The organism is Mesorhizobium sp. M0062 (assembly GCF_040323125.1).
Taxonomy (GTDB): Bacteria; Pseudomonadota; Alphaproteobacteria; order Rhizobiales; family Rhizobiaceae; genus Mesorhizobium.
Genome location: NZ_JAMYUO010000006.1, coordinates 89,882 through 107,142, shown reverse-complemented (window position 1 = coordinate 107,142; position 17,261 = coordinate 89,882). Strand labels below are relative to the sequence as shown.

Annotated in this window: 18 protein-coding genes, 1 tRNA gene and 1 pseudogene; 9 read left to right on the top strand and 11 right to left on the bottom strand. The window is 61.9% G+C overall.

What is annotated here, in order from left to right; translation table 11 throughout:
• Nucleotides 1-56 precede the first annotated feature (56 nt).
• From NKJ64_RS09890 to NKJ64_RS09870, 5 genes are all read right to left on the bottom strand, one after another.
• Nucleotides 57-716 (bottom strand): TerC family protein, encoded by a 660-nt coding sequence (locus tag NKJ64_RS09890; RefSeq protein WP_023668959.1) that lies wholly within the window; start codon nucleotides 714-716, stop codon nucleotides 57-59.
• Between the two features lie 262 nt (nucleotides 717-978).
• Nucleotides 979-1,386 (bottom strand): DUF930 domain-containing protein, encoded by a 408-nt coding sequence (locus NKJ64_RS09885; protein ID WP_032904882.1) that lies wholly within the window; start codon nucleotides 1,384-1,386, stop codon nucleotides 979-981.
• Between the two features lie 119 nt (nucleotides 1,387-1,505).
• Entirely contained in the window at nucleotides 1,506-2,432 is a 927-nt protein-coding gene (locus NKJ64_RS09880; RefSeq protein ID WP_352462446.1) for a glycosyltransferase family 2 protein, read from the bottom strand.
• Nucleotides 2,433-3,632, bottom strand: a complete 1,200-nt coding sequence (locus tag NKJ64_RS09875) for an FAD-dependent oxidoreductase (RefSeq protein ID WP_023726567.1) — start codon at nucleotides 3,630-3,632, stop codon at nucleotides 2,433-2,435.
• Between the two features lie 64 nt (nucleotides 3,633-3,696).
• The gene (locus NKJ64_RS09870; RefSeq protein WP_023696117.1) at nucleotides 3,697-4,086 is read right to left on the bottom strand and encodes a sugar 3,4-ketoisomerase; all 390 of its coding nucleotides are present in this window, start codon (nucleotides 4,084-4,086) and stop codon (nucleotides 3,697-3,699) included.
• A gap of 431 nt (nucleotides 4,087-4,517) precedes the next feature.
• Here NKJ64_RS09870 and NKJ64_RS09865 point away from each other — a divergent pair, with 431 nt between their 5' ends.
• Nucleotides 4,518-5,246, top strand: a complete 729-nt coding sequence (locus tag NKJ64_RS09865) for a hypothetical protein (protein ID WP_023688477.1) — start codon at nucleotides 4,518-4,520, stop codon at nucleotides 5,244-5,246.
• 347 nt (nucleotides 5,247-5,593) lie between these two features.
• Here NKJ64_RS09865 and NKJ64_RS09860 read toward each other — a convergent pair whose 3' ends face one another.
• On the bottom strand, nucleotides 5,594-5,785 hold the full coding sequence (locus NKJ64_RS09860) for a DUF3606 domain-containing protein (RefSeq protein WP_023668952.1): 192 nt from the start codon (nucleotides 5,783-5,785) through the stop codon (nucleotides 5,594-5,596).
• A 186-nt stretch (nucleotides 5,786-5,971) separates the two neighbouring features.
• Between NKJ64_RS09860 and NKJ64_RS09855 the strand changes: the two genes are divergently transcribed.
• Complete coding sequence (locus NKJ64_RS09855) at nucleotides 5,972-6,133, top strand: hypothetical protein (protein ID WP_023691300.1); 162 nt, start codon at nucleotides 5,972-5,974, stop codon at nucleotides 6,131-6,133.
• 147 nt (nucleotides 6,134-6,280) lie between these two features.
• Here the strand turns inward: NKJ64_RS09855 and NKJ64_RS09850 are convergent.
• Together NKJ64_RS09850 and NKJ64_RS09845 are read right to left on the bottom strand one after the other, a co-directional pair.
• Nucleotides 6,281-6,370 (bottom strand) — tRNA-Ser (locus tag NKJ64_RS09850).
• Between the two features lie 210 nt (nucleotides 6,371-6,580).
• Entirely contained in the window at nucleotides 6,581-7,060 is a 480-nt protein-coding gene (locus tag NKJ64_RS09845) for an MgtC/SapB family protein (RefSeq protein WP_027050850.1), read from the bottom strand.
• Between the two features lie 295 nt (nucleotides 7,061-7,355).
• Here NKJ64_RS09845 and NKJ64_RS09840 point away from each other — a divergent pair, with 295 nt between their 5' ends.
• From NKJ64_RS09840 to NKJ64_RS09810, 7 genes are all read left to right on the top strand, one after another.
• A complete protein-coding gene (locus NKJ64_RS09840) occupies nucleotides 7,356-8,564 on the top strand; it encodes a septal ring lytic transglycosylase RlpA family protein (protein WP_023830024.1) in 1,209 nt (402 codons plus the stop codon).
• A gap of 102 nt (nucleotides 8,565-8,666) precedes the next feature.
• Nucleotides 8,667-9,833 carry a D-alanyl-D-alanine carboxypeptidase family protein gene (locus NKJ64_RS09835; RefSeq protein WP_023830023.1) on the top strand — a complete coding sequence of 389 codons (1,167 nt, stop codon included), beginning with the start codon at nucleotides 8,667-8,669 and terminating at the stop codon, nucleotides 9,831-9,833.
• 72 nt (nucleotides 9,834-9,905) lie between these two features.
• Nucleotides 9,906-10,580, top strand: coding sequence for a dTMP kinase (tmk, locus tag NKJ64_RS09830; RefSeq protein ID WP_023701723.1), 675 nt, complete (start codon nucleotides 9,906-9,908; stop codon nucleotides 10,578-10,580).
• Entirely contained in the window at nucleotides 10,577-11,632 is a 1,056-nt protein-coding gene (locus tag NKJ64_RS09825; RefSeq protein ID WP_023745049.1) for a DNA polymerase III subunit delta', read from the top strand. The genes tmk and NKJ64_RS09825 overlap by 4 nt, the downstream gene beginning before the upstream one ends.
• 90 nt (nucleotides 11,633-11,722) lie before the next feature.
• Entirely contained in the window at nucleotides 11,723-13,273 is a 1,551-nt protein-coding gene (metG, locus tag NKJ64_RS09820) for a methionine--tRNA ligase (RefSeq protein ID WP_023832184.1), read from the top strand.
• The gene (locus NKJ64_RS09815) at nucleotides 13,273-14,061 is read left to right on the top strand and encodes a TatD family hydrolase (protein ID WP_023696113.1); all 789 of its coding nucleotides are present in this window, start codon (nucleotides 13,273-13,275) and stop codon (nucleotides 14,059-14,061) included. Before metG ends, NKJ64_RS09815 begins: the two co-directional genes overlap by 1 nt.
• A 3-nt stretch (nucleotides 14,062-14,064) precedes the next feature.
• Nucleotides 14,065-14,874: an MBL fold metallo-hydrolase gene (locus NKJ64_RS09810; RefSeq protein ID WP_023682541.1), complete on the top strand. Its 810-nt coding sequence runs from the start codon at nucleotides 14,065-14,067 to the stop codon at nucleotides 14,872-14,874.
• Between the two features lie 23 nt (nucleotides 14,875-14,897).
• Here NKJ64_RS09810 and NKJ64_RS09805 read toward each other — a convergent pair whose 3' ends face one another.
• From NKJ64_RS09805 to NKJ64_RS09795, 3 genes and pseudogenes are all read right to left on the bottom strand, one after another.
• Complete coding sequence (locus NKJ64_RS09805) at nucleotides 14,898-15,659, bottom strand: GNAT family N-acetyltransferase (RefSeq protein ID WP_023708498.1); 762 nt, start codon at nucleotides 15,657-15,659, stop codon at nucleotides 14,898-14,900.
• Between the two features lie 340 nt (nucleotides 15,660-15,999).
• Entirely contained in the window at nucleotides 16,000-16,329 is a 330-nt protein-coding gene (locus tag NKJ64_RS09800) for a hypothetical protein (protein WP_023668943.1), read from the bottom strand.
• Nucleotides 16,326-17,225, bottom strand: a pseudogene (locus NKJ64_RS09795) (translation factor GTPase family protein); the annotation flags it as partial. The gene NKJ64_RS09800 and the pseudogene NKJ64_RS09795, both read right to left, overlap by 4 nt.
• Between the last annotated feature and the right edge of the window lie 36 nt (nucleotides 17,226-17,261).

The window sequence follows — 17,261 nt, the reverse complement described above, 5'->3', positions numbered from 1 at the left end:
GACCACTGCCTCCGGCAGATACCCATGCTGCTACAGAAGCTGTGGGACCGGCAGCGTCAGCTCACCACAGGACTGACATGCGGCCAGACCTCGACAACGCCGCGATAGACCATATCGATCGCGACGTAGAGAATGATCAGCAAGCCGACATAGGCGATCCAGCGGTGGCGATGCAGCAGCTTGGCAATGAAGCTCGCGGCCAAGCCCATCAAGGCGATCGACAGCACCAGGCCTATGACAAGCACGGGAAAATGATCGCGCGCCGCACCGGCGACCGCCAGCACATTGTCCAGCGACATCGAAACATCGGCGACGACGATCTGCAGGGCCGCCTGGCCGAGCGTCTTGCGCGGCGCCTTGCCACCCACCGTTCTGTCGCTGTTGAGGTCGGAATCGGACAGCGCCTCGGTCGCCTCGAACTCGTCGGCATGCGACGTCCGCAGCTCGCGCCACATCTTCCAGCACACCCACAACAAAAGGATGCCGCCGGCCAGCAGCAGGCCGACAATGGCAAGAAGCTTGACGGTGACGGCGGCAAACAGGATGCGCAGCACCGTCGCTGCCAACACGCCGATCAGGATGGCTTTCTTGCGCTGCTCGACCGGCAGGCCGGCGGCGGCAAGGCCGATGACGATGGCATTGTCGCCGGCAAGCACCAGATCGATGGCGATGACCTGGAGGAGGGCCGTCATGCTTGCAGCGCTGAAAATGTCCATCGACCGGAGCCCCTTGCTGTATCGGCGTGTTCGTCGTCGGATATGCCGACGCCCTAACGTGTATGGTTCCCGCGCGTCAAGAGACTGCCGGCGCAATTCCAGGAAAAGTGCGTAGCGGTTTTCCGTCGGGAATTATGCAAAAACAAAGAGTTAGAGTGGGTCAGCTGCTCCATAAAAAGCTGAACCGCTCTAACGGCCGACGCTGAAAGCCACGGGAATAGGGAAGGTCGTTCTGCCAGAGAGAATTCTGGTCGCAGCGAATTCAGTCGTAGAGATTGTACTTCGCCCAGTCGGCTTCCGGAATCTCGTCGCCGATGCGGTAACGGAACTGCAGGACCTCCATATGGTCCGGCGCCGTCTCGCATTTGAACTTCAGCCGGTACCACTGTCCCTTGCTGCGGAAGGCAGCACCCGGGCTGCGGATGACATCGGCTTTCATTTCCGGCGTCGCGAAGGCGTAGGCGACGACGCGGTCTGCCTTGTACTTGTGGTCGTCATGGCTGATGCGGTCGAGCACTTCGGCGTCGCATCTCTGCTCCAGCCGGGTCTCCGGGTCGAGTTTCAGCAGGCCGGCGCGCAGGGCGGCGTCCATCGCGTGGGCGGGCCAGGCCAGCGTCACCGAGGCCAGCGCCGCAAGGAATAGTTTTTTCATGGGCGGGAGAACGACCATAACTCGCGTGAAAAATCAACCGGAGTGCCATTTTGGGGCAGCCGGATATGCGCGGAAATCGTCGTTGGCCGGGCAGGGTGTCTTGACGCAGCCGCTTTGACACGTCGCCGGCGCCATTCTTAATTGTCCGGGCTGCCATGCACCGATTGCCTGTTTCCCCGTCTTTCCGCTTCTCGCGATCGCGGCAGCCACCGCCACGGCCGCAAGGCGATATAGGCAGCGAGGAAGGTTCTCTGTGCCAGGCCGGCCTCGCTGTGCCAGACCTCCCTTATCCCCGCCGCCCTCAATGCCCTTCGTTGGGTGCTGTTGCGTTCCCAGCGCCGGCTGATGCTGCCCGCCCGATAGTATTTGTGGCAGAGCACTTGCGGCACGCGGACAAAGCCGCCGAGCAGCGACAGATGCAGAAGCCAGGTCCAGTCGGCGCTGAATTCGCCTTGGCTGTTGGGCTTGATCCCGCCGCTGCGGTGGAACGCCCAGGCCCTGAATACCCCACGGTTGGGGACCCACCATCCATGCGGCTGGCGCGCCATCACCCGGCCACGCACAAAACCGTCCTGCAAGCCCTCCAGCAGGTCGAACTTCCACGTGGCACTTTCGCGTCTGACTTCGATCACTTCGACATCGCTGAACGACAGTACGGCCTCGGGATTGGCATCGAGCGCCCGCACCAGCGCCTCGATATAGGTTGGATCGATGACGTCGTCATGGAAGGCAAAGAACATCAATTCGCCGCTGGCATTGGCCATCAGATCGTTGGAGTTCTTCAGCCATCCCAGGTTTTTGTCCCGGCGCAGGATACGGACATCGTCGCGGCCGCCGGCGAAGGCTGAAACGATCTCGAATGTCGCGTCGGTCGAATTGTCCTCGCCGACCAGGATCTCGATATTGTCCCAGGTCTGCGCGGCGAGGCTGTCCAGCGTACGCGAAATGAATGCCGCCGAATTGTAGCATGGCACCAGCGCCGTGACCTTCGGCCGCCAGCCGGATCGAAGCTGGACTTGTTTCTGCGCTACCTGCTTCGCGCCGCCCTGTTCTGTCTCACCCATTCACTCGATCCCGCAGATTTGCCGCGCCAGCCTGTCGGCAAGCCACGGCGCCGTCGAATATTTACCTGTGTCGACCGAGATGTAGTTGCCCAGGCGGTTGACCCCGAATTGGTCGCGGCGATGGATTGTGGCTTTCGGGTCGCTGAGCGAACCACGCCCTTGCGCAAACACGAAGCCGCCGCGTACCTCAAGCTCCTCGGCATCGTCGAACATGCTGGAAACACTGGGCACCAACCGGGCGAGCGTGGCGCGAACGTCGCCGATGAACCGCTGTCGTGCGTCGGCATCGAGCGCTTGCGGCGTTTCGATCGACAATTCGCCACTCTCCGCAAGCAACCCGCTCGGGTACCAGGAGAGATAGAAGTTGCGCCCGTCATAGTTTTTTATGTCGCCGAACGGGCCAAGGGCGACGACCGCGCACGGCACATCGACAGGCTGCCTGGTGCGGCCGAACAGGCAAAGCCTGTAGCGGTGCGACCATCCGGGAACCGGCTCGATGCCGGCCGTGCGGTCGACAGCCAGCCGCCCCTCCCAAAGGCAATTGACGACGATGTCGAACGCCTCGCTTTTCTCGCCTGCGACCGCCACGCGCCATTTCCCGTCAATTCCGTCCACCGGCTTTGCCGACAGGACTTTGGCCGCCATTCGCAAGCTGATGTTGGGTTCACCCCGAAGCACGGCGCAAAGCCGGTCGGCAACCCATCGCGTGTTGATGGATCGCTCCGGCACCTGGAAGCCGCCGACGATCTGGTCCGAGTTGGTGACATCGGCCAATTCAGTTCTGGAAAGCCGTTTCGACCGCGCCGCCGATACGTCGGCAAGGTAGCTGGTGGCGTCAGCGTGGCTGCGCACCAATACATCCACACGTTCAAAGATCGCCCCCAGCGCCTCGGCAGCGACGATCGAGTTGCGATGGACCAGATAAAGGTCTTCCGAAAAGGTCGTGTGCGATTCCAGATTGCTTCCGATCAGCTCGGAAACAAGCCTGCCGAAACACAGTCCTCCCGAAAGCAGATGCCGGGCGGTCAGCAGCGAGGGATCGTTCCCGTAGAGATAGCCGAGATGAATCTTGCCCTCGTTCCAACGGCTGGCGCAGGCCATCGGCTCGCTCTCCTTGTCGAAGAGGGACACCGCGTAGCCTCTGCGGGCCATCATGAGAGCGAGGCTGGCGCCCATGATGCCGGCGCCGAGAATAGCCATTCTGCCGCGAGGCGCTGTCATGTCCTGGCGCGCATCGCGGCCTCTCCTTTCCCGATGAGTGTCATCAGGGGTTCGATACGTAGTTTTCAGGGTCGTATTCGGTATCGCAGAAAACCAGCAAAGACGGGTTCTCGCCTTCATAGGTCTGCAGCGCCCACACCGGGGCATCGACCAGCACCGCGCGGTTCGATGCGGTGAGCGTCAGCCGTTCGATCTGTTCCTGATAGCGAAATTCGATGCCGATCTCGCCCGACAGCTGCATCATCAATTGCCGGCCCGAGCCGTGTGCATGTCCGCCCCGCGACGTGCCGCGCGGCGCGGTGACGACGAACGCCCGCACGGCTTGGAAATTGTAACCGCTGAACTCGATAGCGGTCAGCATTCCCCTGGGATCGCAATGTAACGAAGTGGGGATCTCGGTGACCTTGCCGCCAAAGAACGTTCGATGCTGCATAACGTAAGCCCGCCAGAAGCCGGTCGAAATTTACCTCAGACTAGCGCTTACATCAAAAGACAGAGAATACAACCACTTAGGCGGTGTTTTGGGACACAGCAGCGGATCGATGTCGAGCTCGGCCTCAGGCCGATACGGTGCCGACTACCGAAGGTCGCCGCGCCGTCACGACTTCTGAGTCGCGGCCGAAACCAAGGCTTAAGACCTTGGTCCGAGCGGTCTAGGACCTTTGAGTTCGGAAGGCCGGCCGGTCCCAACGAGGGTGATCTACTTCAGCAATTTCAAAGAGTTATGCTGGTTGGCGTTTCGCCGGCCGGCCGCTTCGTTCTCGCAATGAAAGCACAGCTATATCCAAGTTTACCCTTTGTGTTAGCGATTCCTCATGTTGCCCGCTATAGCGGTTAGTGGCGGTGGCAATCTCGGAGGTAGTTATGACATCCCGAAAGACCCTTTTTGCTGCATTTGCGGTGTTCTCGCTTCTGGTGTCGCCGGCCCTGGCTGCTGCTGGTGGCAACGGCCATGGTAACGGCCATGGCAACGGTAACGGTAACGGTAACGGCAATGGCAATGGCAATAGCGGAGGAAACGGTAATGCTGGCGGCAATGGCGGAGGCGGCGGTTCGCTCGGCAAGTCGGCATCCGCCAAGGGCCAGGTCGCCAAGGCCGCTACCGGTTCAGTGTCTAAGGAAAAGAATATCCATGCCAAGCTGGGCCGATTGAACTCACTGCAGCGCAACGCCAACGCCTTTATGCACTCCAAGAGCAAGAACTTCGCTGGCGTGCAGGCTTTTGTGACACAGTCGGCGATAGCCAAGAACGCTCAATCGGCGCTCGATGCCGCTAATCAGGCGGTTGCCGACGCCAAAGCGGCGCTCGACGCGCTGAATGCGAAAGCGGCTGACCCGAATACCCCGCCCGAAGATGTCCCGACGCAGGCCGACCTCGATGCAGCACAGGCAGCGCTCGATGACGCCACCCAGGATGCGGCCGCTGCTCAGACCGCCGCCACAGCTGCCGCTGCCAACGTCCCATCGATCGATGCAGCCCTTGCCCAAATGGCCAACAAGCCCGTTGACCCTGAGGTGACAGATTGGGCCAATAGCGTACTTGCCGACAAGATCGACCAAGTAGCCGCCAAGCTGGCGCCGGCCGCGCCCTAAGGCCCCATGCGGCGGCAGCGATCCAATCGACGATAAGCCGTCGGGTCCGCCCGGCGGCTGCACCTTTCTCGCCTATCTGCAGCGTTGGTCCCAATGCAGGTCCGAGATTCTGGTCATGGCTATTTTGCGAAATCTCCAGCCGGGCCGCCGTCCTCAAGGCTGAATTCATGCGTGCTTCGCGCATCTTCATCGACCACACGAAACCAATGCTCCTGAAGCGCTCTAGGCGACACCCTTTGGCCCGTGACCTTCTCTACCGCAGATAACGGATCATCGGCGCTCGTGGCCTGAGTTGAGACACACTCCTCTCCATGCCACTCTTCCACCTGGTACTCTGGCATGCCGGCCTACCTACCGCTCCCCAGAGCCTTCGCTTCCCGCTCCAGCGTCTCGCGTCGGTTGCCGTGCTTCGCGATCAATTCCTTGACCTGCTGCGGGGTGATGCCGGCCTTGGTGGCGAAATACTCGACTTCATAATCCTCATCGGCAGAGACGCGGTCCCGATCGCGGAAGTCCGTCTTCGTTTTGTCGTCAGCCATTTGCTTTGCTCCTGGTTGAATGATCAACCGCAACGTGCAGCCGCAGCCTTTTGTTGCAGCGGAGCCCGGATTTCCGAAACGGTCACATGGGAAAACGGCCCTCAGTCGCAGGAGGTGCTGGTGTTGCTGTAACTTTGAACGGAACGGTTCTTCTCCTTGACGGTTGTGACGTGAAGGAGATGCCTCATGTTTGAAAGTGTGATGTGGTTGATCGTCGTTGCTGGTGGGCCACTGTTGCTGGCCCTATTGATGGCATACGTTCTTATGACCCGACGCCACCGTGGTCCTGCAGAACGCATGGAAAGCGACCGCGCGACCAAACGGCTCTATCGCCAGGACGAACGTTGATCCTGAGGCTGGCGCAACGTTTGCGCTCACGCTGGCCCGCTGCCTCGCGGTGGCAGGCTTCTTCGTTTTAGGAAGTTAGGAATAACTTAGGAAAGATTTGGCCCTCTTTGAAAATACAGAGGCAATTCAGCACGGTAGCCAAATATCTGGCGGAGGGAGTGGGATTCGAACCCACGGTGGGCTTGCACCCACGCCGGTTTTCAAGACCGGTGCCTTAAACCGCTCGGCCATCCCTCCAACGTGACTTTTCAATCATCTAGGAACATCAACCGACCCAGTGAACGACAGTTGGTATCGAATGATACCTATCCTTCCGGACCAGCTTGCGGTTCATTTCTCTAGAGCGTTGCCCATCGCCAAGTCAACCATCGGCGCTGCCATGGATAATAGGGGGTGGCGTTCGTTACCCGAACGGAGCTGCGAACCCGTTTTCGAAGGAGCCGGGATCTAATTGCGATCCTTGCTGCCGACCTGCACAAGTTGCAGAAGACCCAGCACGACAAGTGCGAGCAAGGTAGCCAAAGCCGCGATCTGCCAGAACCCGAGCCCAACCGCCAGGCCTATGGCGCCTGCCAGCCACATGCCCGCCCCAGTGGTAAGCCCTTGAACCTCGCCCTTGGAGAAGAAGATCAAGCCCGCGGCCAGAAATGCCACGCCGGCAGTCGTGGCTTCGATCAAGCGGATAGGATCAATGGCGATTTCCTGACCATCGAAGACGTGAAGATGAGTAATCTCGATCGTGAGGATGGCAATTAGAGCCGTCGCAACACAGACCAGGATGTGTGTCCTCAATCCGGCCGGTCGGTTACGCCATTCGCGTTCGATCCCAACGATGGAGCCAAGGACGGCCGCGAGCAAAAGCCTGGCTGAAATTACGGAAAAGGGCAGCCACGTCTGTTGCCCGAAACGTTCAATGAATTCATCCATGAGGCGCAGAACGTATCTCGGGTCGGTCGGTTCCAGGCAGCCGCGCTTCATGCCACAGGTTCACTTCCAGACTCCAAAGGACAGAGGTCTCGGATGCCTCCTCACAGGCGCCCGGCCAGCCCGGGACCTGGCCGCCACATTCCTGCCCGGTTCCGGACACAATCGATTAATACGCTGATAAACAATTCCTGCGCACAAGGGATGGGGATTGGCGCGTCGCAGGCATTGCTCATCTGGCTCCGCCGAAATTCTAGAAGCGGCGCCTGTGTCGAGACGGTAGGGGACATCGGAAAACATGCAGACCACGACGCATCGGCGTCTTCGTCGCGCTCCTGCTTTGGTGTTGTGCGCTCTTTCGGCTGCGTTGCTGGCCGCGTGCGCGTCGCCGCAGTCCGAGCCGAAAGCCATGGTCTACAAGAAGCCTCGCTCGAAGGAATATTTTGCCGAGACCGAGTACGGCGTGAAGGCCAGCCCGCGCGTTCAGTACATGCGGCGCGGCGGCGGCCGCGACCAGTTGGGCAAGCCCTATCAGGTGCGCGGCAAGTGGTATTACCCCAAGGAAGACAAGCGCTACGCCAAGGTCGGTCTCGCCTCCTGGTATGGCGATGCCTTCCACGGTCGTCTCACAGCCAATGGCGAAGTCTACGACATGACCCATCTGACCGCGGCGCATCCGACCATGCCGCTGCCGAGCTATGCCCGTGTCACCAACACCGAGACCGGAAGCTCGGTCATCGTGCGCGTCAACGACCGCGGCCCCTATCATGAGGGACGCATCATCGATGTCTCGGAACGCGCCGCGCAAATGCTCGACTATGCCAAGGTCGGCACGGCCAGGGTCAAAGTGGAATATATCGGCCGCGCGCCGCTCGACGGCGACGACGACCAATATCTGGTCGCCTCCTATCGCCCGGGCAACAACCGCCCGGACCCGTCCGATGGCTTGCCGACCGGCGTCATGGTGGCGATGAACGGACCTTCGCCGAGCCTATCTGTTGGCGCACCCCCTGCCGTAGTGCCGTTTCCTGGTCAGTTGACGAATTCCGACACACAGCCAGTGATGTCGATGCAGGCACCGGCCTCAAGCGATGTGACGCTGCCTGAATTCGGGCCGATCGTGCCTCAGCGCCCGGAATCGTCCTTTGCCGTGGCTTCGCTCTCCTATGCGGATGAGCGCGTACAGCGCGCCGACGTCTTTGCAGCGCTTGACGACCAGGGCATGTCGCCAGCCGACATCCTGCAATCGTGGAAGAAATCCAACCCGCAGGCATCGCCTGCCGTTTCCGACTATGTCGCCGCCGGATCCTTCGACGATGCTGCCGAGGCAAAGCGGGTGGCTGCGGCTCTCGAACCGTTCGGCAGGACCGAAATCCAGAGCACCGAACTCGACGGCAATGACTGGTACGCGGTCAATCTCTATCCGGATGGCCATGGCAATGTCGACGACCTCTTGCGCGCGGCATGGTCGCATGGCGCGCCGGACGCGCTGGCTGTGCGCAACTGACCAACAAAGGCACGCCGGTTTTGTCATTGCGCGGTTGATCCGCCGGGAAGAAGCCTGATAGCGTTGCGGCAAGTTTCTGCCGGCTAACAGTCGAGCCTCTTCATGCGATTTCGCCTTTTCCACCCTTTTGCCGGGCTTTTTGGCCTTGGCTTCTTGCTTGCCGCGTTGGTTCCGGCCAACGCGCAGCTTTTTGAGACCAAGGCCACGCAGGCTTTCGTGATCGATGCCGAAACCGGCACGGTGCTGTTTTCCAAGGATGCCGACCAACCGATCCCGCCGGCCTCGATGGCCAAGCTGATGACGATGGAGATGGTCTTCAACGCCATCAAGTCGAAGCGCATGAGCCTCGACGACACCTTCGTGGTTTCGGAAAATGCCTGGCGCAAGGGCGGTGCGCCTTCGGGAACGTCGACCATGTTTGCCAAGCTCAAATCGGCGATCCGGGTCGAGGATCTGATCCAGGGGGTCACCATACAGGCCGCCAATGACGGCTGCATGGTGCTGGCCGAAGGCATGGCCGGTTCGGAAGAGAATTTCGCGGCGCAGATGAACGATCGCGCCCGCCAGATCGGGCTCGCGAAATCGACATTCGTCAATTCGACCGGCCTGCCGGCCGACGGCCAGCAGACGACGGTGCGCGAACTGGCGCAGCTTGGCCTGCATATATGGCGCGAATATCCGGATCTCTATCTCTATTACGGCCGGGCCGATTTCACCTGGAACAAGATCTCGCAAAAGAACCGCAACCCGTTGCTGGCCATGGGCATCGGTGCCGATGGGCTGGCGGTCGGGTCGAGTGAGGCGGGCGGTTTCGGCATCGTCGGCTCGGTCAGCCATGACGGGACGCGGGTGATCGCGGCGATGAGCGGATTGGCCAACGACCGCGAGCGCGCCGAGGAAGCGCGCAAGCTGCTTGAATGGGGCGTCCGCTCCTTCGAGAAGACCGAGATTTTCGCCAGCAACGAAGTGGTCGGCGAGGCCCAGGTGTTCGGCGGCGCCAAATCCAGCGTAGCGCTGAAGGCAAAGGCGCCCATCGACGTCCTGCTGCCGATCGCCAACCGCGACAAGCTGACCGCCAGGATCGTCTATCAGGGGCCGGTATCGGCGCCGGTGGAGGAGGGACAGCCCGTCGGCGCGCTGCGCGTCTGGATCGGCGACACGCTGAGCCAGGAAACCCCGCTTTTCGCCGCCGAATCGGTTGGCGTCGGCACACTGCCGCAACGAGCGTTTGATGCCGCCAGGGAACTGGCCGTAGGCTGGCTGCGTTGAGTTCCTGCGGCGTGGACCTTTTCTCGGGCGCGGACTAAGACACCAGCGCAAAGCAGGACAAAGGCCTTTCGATTGGCAAGCGGATTTTTCATCACCTTCGAAGGCGGCGAGGGCGCCGGCAAGTCGACGCAGATCGAGCGGCTGGCCCAGAAGATGCGCGCCAAGAAATACGATGTCCTCCTCACCCGCGAACCCGGGGGGTCACCCGGCGCCGAGGCGGTCAGGCACGTGCTCCTGTCCGGCGCCGCCGAGCCTTTCGGGCCGAAGATGGAGGCGTTGCTGTTTGCCGCCGCACGCTCCGACCATGTCGAGCAGGTCATCCGGCCGGCGGTGGAGCGCGGCTCCATCGTGCTTTGCGACCGTTTCCTGGATTCGTCGCGCGTCTATCAGGGCGTCACCGGCGGCCTCGATCCGGCTTTCATGGAAGCTCTGGAGGAGGTCGCCATCAACGGCATGATGCCGGACATGACGCTGATCCTTGACATTGACCCCGCCGAGGGCTTGCGGCGCGCCGCCGCGCGGCGTGGCGCCGAGGACGGTCCGGACCGCTTCGAAAAGGAGACGCTGGACATCCACCAGCGCCGCCGTGACGCCTTCCTGGCGATCGCAACCGCCGAGCCGGACCGCTGCATCGTGATCGACGCGTCGGCGCCTCCCGCTACGGTGGAGGATGTCATCACCGCGGTGGTGTTCGCCGCACTTGAGGCGAGGGCGCCCGCGCGCAACCGACAGGCGGCGCCCGCATGATCTTCGAACGCATCGCTCCCGAGCAGCACGACACGCTGGACGGTGTACCGGAGCCGTCCGAGACGCTGCGCCTGGTCGGCCATGAGCAGGCGGCCGCGATGCTCGCTGCCGCCTATCGCTCGGGAAAACTGCCGCATGCGGTGATCTTTGCCGGGCCGATCGGCATCGGCAAGGCGACGCTTGCCTTTCACCTGGCGCACCATCTGTTGAAGCATCCGGCCTTCGACCAGGCGCCGGATGTGTTTGCCGTTCCCGATCCGGCCTCATCGCTGTTTCGCCAGATCGCCACCGGGGCGCATCCCGGCGTGCTGCATCTGACCAGGCCGCTGAACGACAAGACCAAGAGCTTCAAGACGGTCGTCACCGTCGACGAGATCCGCAAGGTCAACCGCTTCCTGTCGCTGACCTCGCATGACGGCAGCTACCGGGTGGTGATCGTCGATCCGGCCGACGACATGAACACCAACGCCGCCAATGCCTTGCTGAAGAACCTCGAGGAGCCGCCGAGCCGCACGCTGTTCATCCTCATCGTGCATGCGCCGGGCAGCCTTTTGCCGACCATCCGCTCGCGCTGCCAGATGGTGCGGCTGACGCCGCTCGATGCCGGCAGCCTGATGAGCGTTCTGGAAACCGTCGAGCCGCCGCCACCTTCCGATCCTGCCGCGCGCGCGGCACTGGCGGAACGGGCAGGGGGCAGCGCCCGCAATGCGATCCTTCTGACCCAATATGGCGGGCTGGAGATTGCCGGCACGCTCGACGCCCTGGTCACGTCGGGCAGGAGCGACATCGCCGGCGCCTATCGCCTTGCCGAGGCCGTCGCCGGCCGCGACCAGGCGATCCAGTTCGACATCTTCAACCGCCGCGCGCTCGATCTGCTCTCCACCGGCGCCAGTGAAGCCGCGCTGGCTGGGGATCTCGCGCGGGCGAAAACGCTGTCCGACACTTGGCACGAGGCGCTGAACGCCATATCTGAGACCGATACCTACAATCTTGACAAGAAGCAGCACGCCTTGACCATGATCGACCGCCTGAATTCCGCAATGCGAATGTGACCGGTTTCGGCATTGGGGCGGGATGGCAATCGCCGTCTCGATGCGATATCCACCGCTCACATTCATTCGGCCATTCATGACGGTTAATTCATGTCACGCGACACATTCTACATCACGACACCAATTTTCTATCCGAACGGCAAGCCGCATATCGGCCACGCCTATACGGTCATTGCGACCGACGCGCTGGCCCGCTTCCAGCGCCTGGACGGCAAGGACGTGCTCTTCCTCACCGGCACTGACGAACACGGCCTCAAGATGCAGCAGACGGCCGAGAAGGAAGGCATAACGCCACTCGCGCTTGCCGACCGCAACTCGGCGATCTTCCGTTCGATGACAGAGGTCCTGGGCGGCTCGAATGATGATTACATCCGCACGACGGAACCACGCCACTACGAGTCGTGCCAGGCGATCTGGAAGGCGATGGCGGCCAATGGCGACATCTATCTCGACCGCTACAGTGGCTGGTATTCGGTCCGCCAGGAAGCCTATTTCGAAGAGAGCGAAACCACGCTTGGCGACGACGGCGTGCGCCGCGAGCCGCTTGGCTCGCCGGTCGAATGGAATGAGGAGGAAAGCTACTTCTTCAGGCTTTCCGCCTATCAGGACAAATTGCTTGCGCTGTACGAAAGCCAGCCCGATTTCGTCGGTCCGGCCGAGCGCCGAAATGAGGTGATGAGCTTCGTCAGGTCCGGCCTCAAGGACATCTCGGTCTCGCGCACGACCTTCAATTGGGGCGTGCCGGTGCCCGGCGACGACAAGCATGTGATGTATGTCTGGGTCGATGCTTTGACCAACTACATCACCGCTGCCGGCTATCCCGACACCAAGGCCGAGCAATGGCGCTACTGGCCGGCCACGCACATTATCGGCAAGGACATCGTCCGCTTCCATGCCGTCTACTGGCCGGCTTTCCTGATGTCGGCCGGCATCGAACTGCCGAAGCGCGTCTTCGCGCATGGCTTCCTGTTCAACCGCGGCGAGAAAATGTCGAAGTCGGTCGGCAATGTCGTAGACCCCTTCACCATGGTCGAGCATTACGGCCTCGACCAGGTGCGCTATTTCTTCTTGCGTGAGGTGCCATTCGGCCAGGACGGCAGCTACAGCCATGACGCGATCGTCAACCGCACAAATGCCGATCTCGCCAACGGTCTCGGCAATCTGGCGCAGCGCTCGCTGTCGATGATCGCCAAGAACTGCGGCGGCGTGGTGCCGCATCGCGGCGAGCTGACCGAAGCCGACAGCGCGATCCTCGACCAGGCGGTGGAAGCGCTGGGTACCGCGCGCCAGGCGATGGCGGAACAGGGCATCCATCTCGCGTTGGCGGCGATCTTCGGCGTTGTGGCGGAAGCGGATCGCTACTTCGCCTCGCAGGCGCCCTGGGCGCTGAAGAAGACCGATCCGGCGCGCATGGAAACGGTGCTGTGGACGACCGCCGAACTGGTGCGGCGCGTGGCATTGCTGTGCCAGCCCTACATTCCGGGGTCGGCCGGCAAGCTGCTCGATCTGCTGGCGGTGCCGGCGGACACGCGCGACTTCGCGCATGTCCATGCCGACTATGCGCTGGTGCCCGGCACGGCGCTGCCCGCGCCGGAGGGCGTGTTTCCGCGTTATGTCGAAAACCCTGAGGCGAGCGCCTGATGCTCGTCGACAGCCATTGCCATCTCGACTTTCCGGATTTCACCGAGGAGCGGGCGGCCATCGTCGCCCGCGCCAAGGCTGCCGGTATAGGTCACATGGTGACCATCTCGACACGCGTGAAGCGGTTTGCGCAAGTGCTTGAGATTGCCGAGAGTTTCGACGAAATCTATTGCTCGGTCGGCACTCATCCTCACAATGCCGGCGAAGAGCTGGATGTGACGGCTGAGGACCTTGTGCGCCTGTCCGCGCACCCGAAGGTGGTGGCGATCGGCGAGGCCGGGCTCGACTATTTTTACGACAAGGCGCCACGCGATGCGCAGGCGCAGGGCTTTCGCACTCACATAGCGGCCGCGCGCGAGACCGGCTTGCCGCTGGTGATCCATTCGCGCGATGCCGATGACGACATGGCTGCCATCCTCGAAGACGAAACAGGGAAGGGCGCCTTCCCCTTCATCCTGCATTGTTTTTCGTCGGGGCGACGGCTGGCAGAGGTCGGCGTGGCGCTTGGTGGCTATGTGTCCTTCTCGGGCATACTGACCTTCAAGAACTCCGCCGATTTACGCGCCATCGCAGCCGATGTGCCGCATGACCGGCTGCTGGTCGAGACCGACGCACCGTATCTGGCGCCGGTGCCGTTCCGCGGCAAACGCAACGAGCCGGCCTATATCGCGCATACAGCCAAGGTGCTGGCGGAGACGGTCGGCGTTGGCGAAGCCGAGATCGCGACGCTGACGACGGCAAACTTCTTCCGGCTGTTCGGCAAGATGCCGCGGCCCGCCGGGCTCTGACGCATGAGCGACCGGCTGCGCCTCACCATCCTCGGCTGCGGCTCGTCACCTGGCACGCCGCGCATCACCGGCGATTGGGGCAATTGCGACCCGGCCAATCCGAAAAACCGGCGTACACGCTCAGCCGCGCTCGTCGAGCGGATAGCAGCCAACGGCGCCAGAACCACGGTCGTCATCGACACCGGGCCTGATTTCCGTGAGCAGATGCTGATGGCGGCGGTCCGGCGCATCGACGCCGTCGTCTATACGCATCCGCACGCCGACCACATCCACGGCATCGACGATCTGCGCGGCTACGTGCTGGAGCAGCGCCATTTGATCGATGTCCATGCCGACCAGCCGACCATGCTCAGGCTGCGCGAAGCGTTCGGCTATTGCTTCGAGACGCCGCTTGGCAGTTCCTATCCGCCGATCGTCAGGCCGCACATCATCGATCACGCAAGGGCGGTGACGATCGAAGGCGAGGGCGGTGCCCTCACCCTCGAGCCGCTGCCGCAGATCCATGGCGACATCATTTCGCTCGGCTTCCGCATCGGCGGGCTGGCCTACTGCCCCGATATAAGCGACTTCCCGGATACCACCGCCGAGCGGCTGCGCGGCCTGGAAATGCTGGTCATCGATGCCTTGCAGTACCATACCCATCCCAGTCATCTGTCGCTCGGTCAGGCGCTTGGCTGGATTGAAAAACTGGCGCCGAAACAGGCCGTGCTGACGCATATGCATGTGCCGCTCGACTATGCCACGGTGAAGGCCGAGGTGCCGGCCAACGTCACTCCGGCCTATGACGGCATGGTGATCGAAATTCCTTTATGAGACAGCATGATACGAGCAGATCTTTATAAGGACGTTCGGTTCTTCGGCGCGAAGATCAGCAGCGTTCCAATCCGCTCATAGCCCATGCGGGGATAAAGCAGCGCTCCGGCACGCGTCGCCAACAGCATCGAGCACCGCGACGCATGCGCTTTGTCGTCATGCAGCATTTTGGCCATCAGCGCCTGGCCGATGCCTCGACGCCGGTACGAAGGCTCGACAAACATTGCCGAGCACCATGTGGCGCCGATGGCGTCTATGCTGCGCACACGCCCGACGATGGCGTCGCCATCGAGCGCCACATACTGGCGAAACGGCGCATCGTCGCCGAGTTGATCGTCTGGAAGTGGCCGCCTGCGTATGACCTTTCCCAGTTGTGCAGCGCGTTCAGCCGTCCTCACGCGTTCGATAGAGACGATTACTGGCGGGTCTGGAATTTGGCGCAGCGACTGGACGAAAAAGCCTTCCGTCCGCAGCAGCCGGTAGCCGAGCGCCTTGTAGGCAGTTCGCGTCGGTTCGTCCGGGCCGTCATTCGCGATCACGACCGAAACGGCAAAGCTTGGCCGCGCATGCTGCCGCACGATGGCATCGGCTTCCTCGGCGGCGACGTCATGGACGATCCATTCTTCGCCACGGTAGTCGCGTGCATTCTTGCGCTCGGCATCGCGCATCAGCCACAAGGGTCCGACGCGGCTGGCCTCGTAGGGAAAGGAACGGCTCTTGTCGGTGCTGAAGCCGTGCACGAACACTTCGATCGCCGCTTCGATGTCACGCTTTGCTGTCGTCATCGACACAGCGTAGCGTTGGCCATCGGCTCAAGGCAACACGCGTCGATCATGCCAAACCCGTGAAAATCGCAGCAATTTCCAGCTTCAGTCTAATGCACAAGTTCCATAATCTATCTTATGCGACTTTCATATGTGGCTGCTGCTTCCATTACGGACGTGCCAATATACGCCCTGCTGACTGAGATGCGGGCCGGCGGCTCTGATTGCTTGGCGGGAGGAACGTTGACGAAGCAGTGGCGAAATGAGTTGGCGTGGTCTTCATTTCTCAAGGGATGGCGCCTTTGGCAAAGGCCTCGACTTCCTGCTCGACCGGCCCGCGCCGGGATAACGAACAGGAGCGTCATCCCGAAAAGCTTTCCAGGAGGCCGCTGAAGGCTGCTGCGATTGCAACAAGATGGAAGACGCCAAGGGCCAGCCATCTGGAGCCGCCGGCGCCCGCAACAAATGCCCCATAGGCAGGAAACTGCAGCGCAGCCAATCCGATGGAAAGGCTGGTGATCGTTGTGTTGGTCAAAAGCGTTGCCAGCATGGGGACCGGATAGAGAAGTCGCGCCAGCACATAGTCGCCATGCCCGGCCCCGGCCGAATAGAGCGCCAGGAAAAAGGCGACCGGCGTGACGCCGAGGCCGACAAGGAACCCTGCCCGCGAGGAGAATTTTGGCGACGTCATCTGGCCATGGCCATGGCGGCCGGTGGGTCGCCGCCGGGTGGCAGTGGTACGGGAGCGTATCCGGAATAGTCGGCGCGCAGGCGTGCCAGTCCGTTCGAACAGGACCGGAGCGCATCCTCCAGCATGAACATGTTCGCGAGCGGCATTGTCGCTTTGACAACGACGACCACGCCGCTGATTTCCCGACTCCGGATCAGGCCCCGGCGGCTGTGCAGTTCGGCGATGATTTTGTCGACATAGGCCGCCGACGTGTTCACCTCGACTTGCATGATCGGCTCGAAGAGCTGCACGCCCAGCTTGGGAGCGGCTTCACGGAAGCAGGCTCGGCCGGCGATCTCGAAAGTCAGGGGCGAGGAATCAGTATCGTGATACGCGCCGTCGATCAGCGTTGCCTTCACGCCAAGCATCGGGAAGCCAAAAAACGGGCCTGAAGACAGAATGTTCCGCAGCCCCTTTTCGACGCCCGCAACATATTCGTTCGGAAGCGCACCGTCGGCGACCTTGGACCCGAAGACGAAGTCCCAGCTACCGCCATTCGGCTCGAACGCAATCTTGACGCGGGCGAACTGACCCGTACCACCGGACTGCTTATTGTGCGTGTAGTCCTGCTCGTGCTTACGGGTGATCGTCTCGCGATACGCTACCTTGGGCGCGCCGACATTCACCTCAATGCGAGACTCGCGGCGCAGGTGGTCGATGACTATGTCGAGGTGGAGTTCGTCCCTGCCGGCGACGATCGTCTGGCCCGATTCCCCATCCTGCTTGACGTGCAACCAGGGATCCTCGTCCGCCAGCTTCGACAAGGCAGTAGCTAGCTTCTCCTGATCCGCCCGCGACTTCGGCTCGATCGCGATTTGCAGCAGAGGCCAGGGCGCGGCAGACTTTTCTATCATGACGCCATGGTTGCAGATCGATCCGATGACCGCAACGGA

Excerpts from the sequence above, each read along its gene's own strand:
- NKJ64_RS09885 (WP_032904882.1), bottom strand. The coding sequence starts at position 1,386 with ATGGTCGTTCTCCCGCCCATGAAAAAACTATTCCTTGCGGCGCTGGCC.
- NKJ64_RS09810 (WP_023682541.1), top strand. The coding sequence starts at position 14,065 with ATGAGCGACCGGCTGCGCCTCACCATCCTCGGCTGCGGCTCGTCACCT.
- NKJ64_RS09805 (WP_023708498.1), bottom strand. The coding sequence starts at position 15,659 with ATGACGACAGCAAAGCGTGACATCGAAGCGGCGATCGAAGTGTTCGTG.
- NKJ64_RS09875 (WP_023726567.1), bottom strand. The coding sequence starts at position 3,632 with ATGGCTATTCTCGGCGCCGGCATCATGGGCGCCAGCCTCGCTCTCATG.
- NKJ64_RS09840 (WP_023830024.1), top strand. The coding sequence starts at position 7,356 with ATGCAGACCACGACGCATCGGCGTCTTCGTCGCGCTCCTGCTTTGGTG.
- NKJ64_RS09880 (WP_352462446.1), bottom strand. The coding sequence starts at position 2,432 with ATGGGTGAGACAGAACAGGGCGGCGCGAAGCAGGTAGCGCAGAAACAA.
- NKJ64_RS09890 (WP_023668959.1), bottom strand. The coding sequence starts at position 716 with ATGGACATTTTCAGCGCTGCAAGCATGACGGCCCTCCTCCAGGTCATC.
- NKJ64_RS09845 (WP_027050850.1), bottom strand. The coding sequence starts at position 7,060 with ATGGATGAATTCATTGAACGTTTCGGGCAACAGACGTGGCTGCCCTTT.
- NKJ64_RS09800 (WP_023668943.1), bottom strand. The coding sequence starts at position 16,329 with ATGACGTCGCCAAAATTCTCCTCGCGGGCAGGGTTCCTTGTCGGCCTC.
- NKJ64_RS09870 (WP_023696117.1), bottom strand. The coding sequence starts at position 4,086 with ATGCAGCATCGAACGTTCTTTGGCGGCAAGGTCACCGAGATCCCCACT.
- NKJ64_RS09860 (WP_023668952.1), bottom strand. The coding sequence starts at position 5,785 with ATGGCTGACGACAAAACGAAGACGGACTTCCGCGATCGGGACCGCGTC.
- NKJ64_RS09815 (WP_023696113.1), top strand. The coding sequence starts at position 13,273 with ATGCTCGTCGACAGCCATTGCCATCTCGACTTTCCGGATTTCACCGAG.
- NKJ64_RS09825 (WP_023745049.1), top strand. The coding sequence starts at position 10,577 with ATGATCTTCGAACGCATCGCTCCCGAGCAGCACGACACGCTGGACGGT.
- NKJ64_RS09865 (WP_023688477.1), top strand. The coding sequence starts at position 4,518 with ATGACATCCCGAAAGACCCTTTTTGCTGCATTTGCGGTGTTCTCGCTT.
- metG (WP_023832184.1), top strand. The coding sequence starts at position 11,723 with ATGTCACGCGACACATTCTACATCACGACACCAATTTTCTATCCGAAC.
- NKJ64_RS09835 (WP_023830023.1), top strand. The coding sequence starts at position 8,667 with ATGCGATTTCGCCTTTTCCACCCTTTTGCCGGGCTTTTTGGCCTTGGC.
- NKJ64_RS09855 (WP_023691300.1), top strand. The coding sequence starts at position 5,972 with ATGTTTGAAAGTGTGATGTGGTTGATCGTCGTTGCTGGTGGGCCACTG.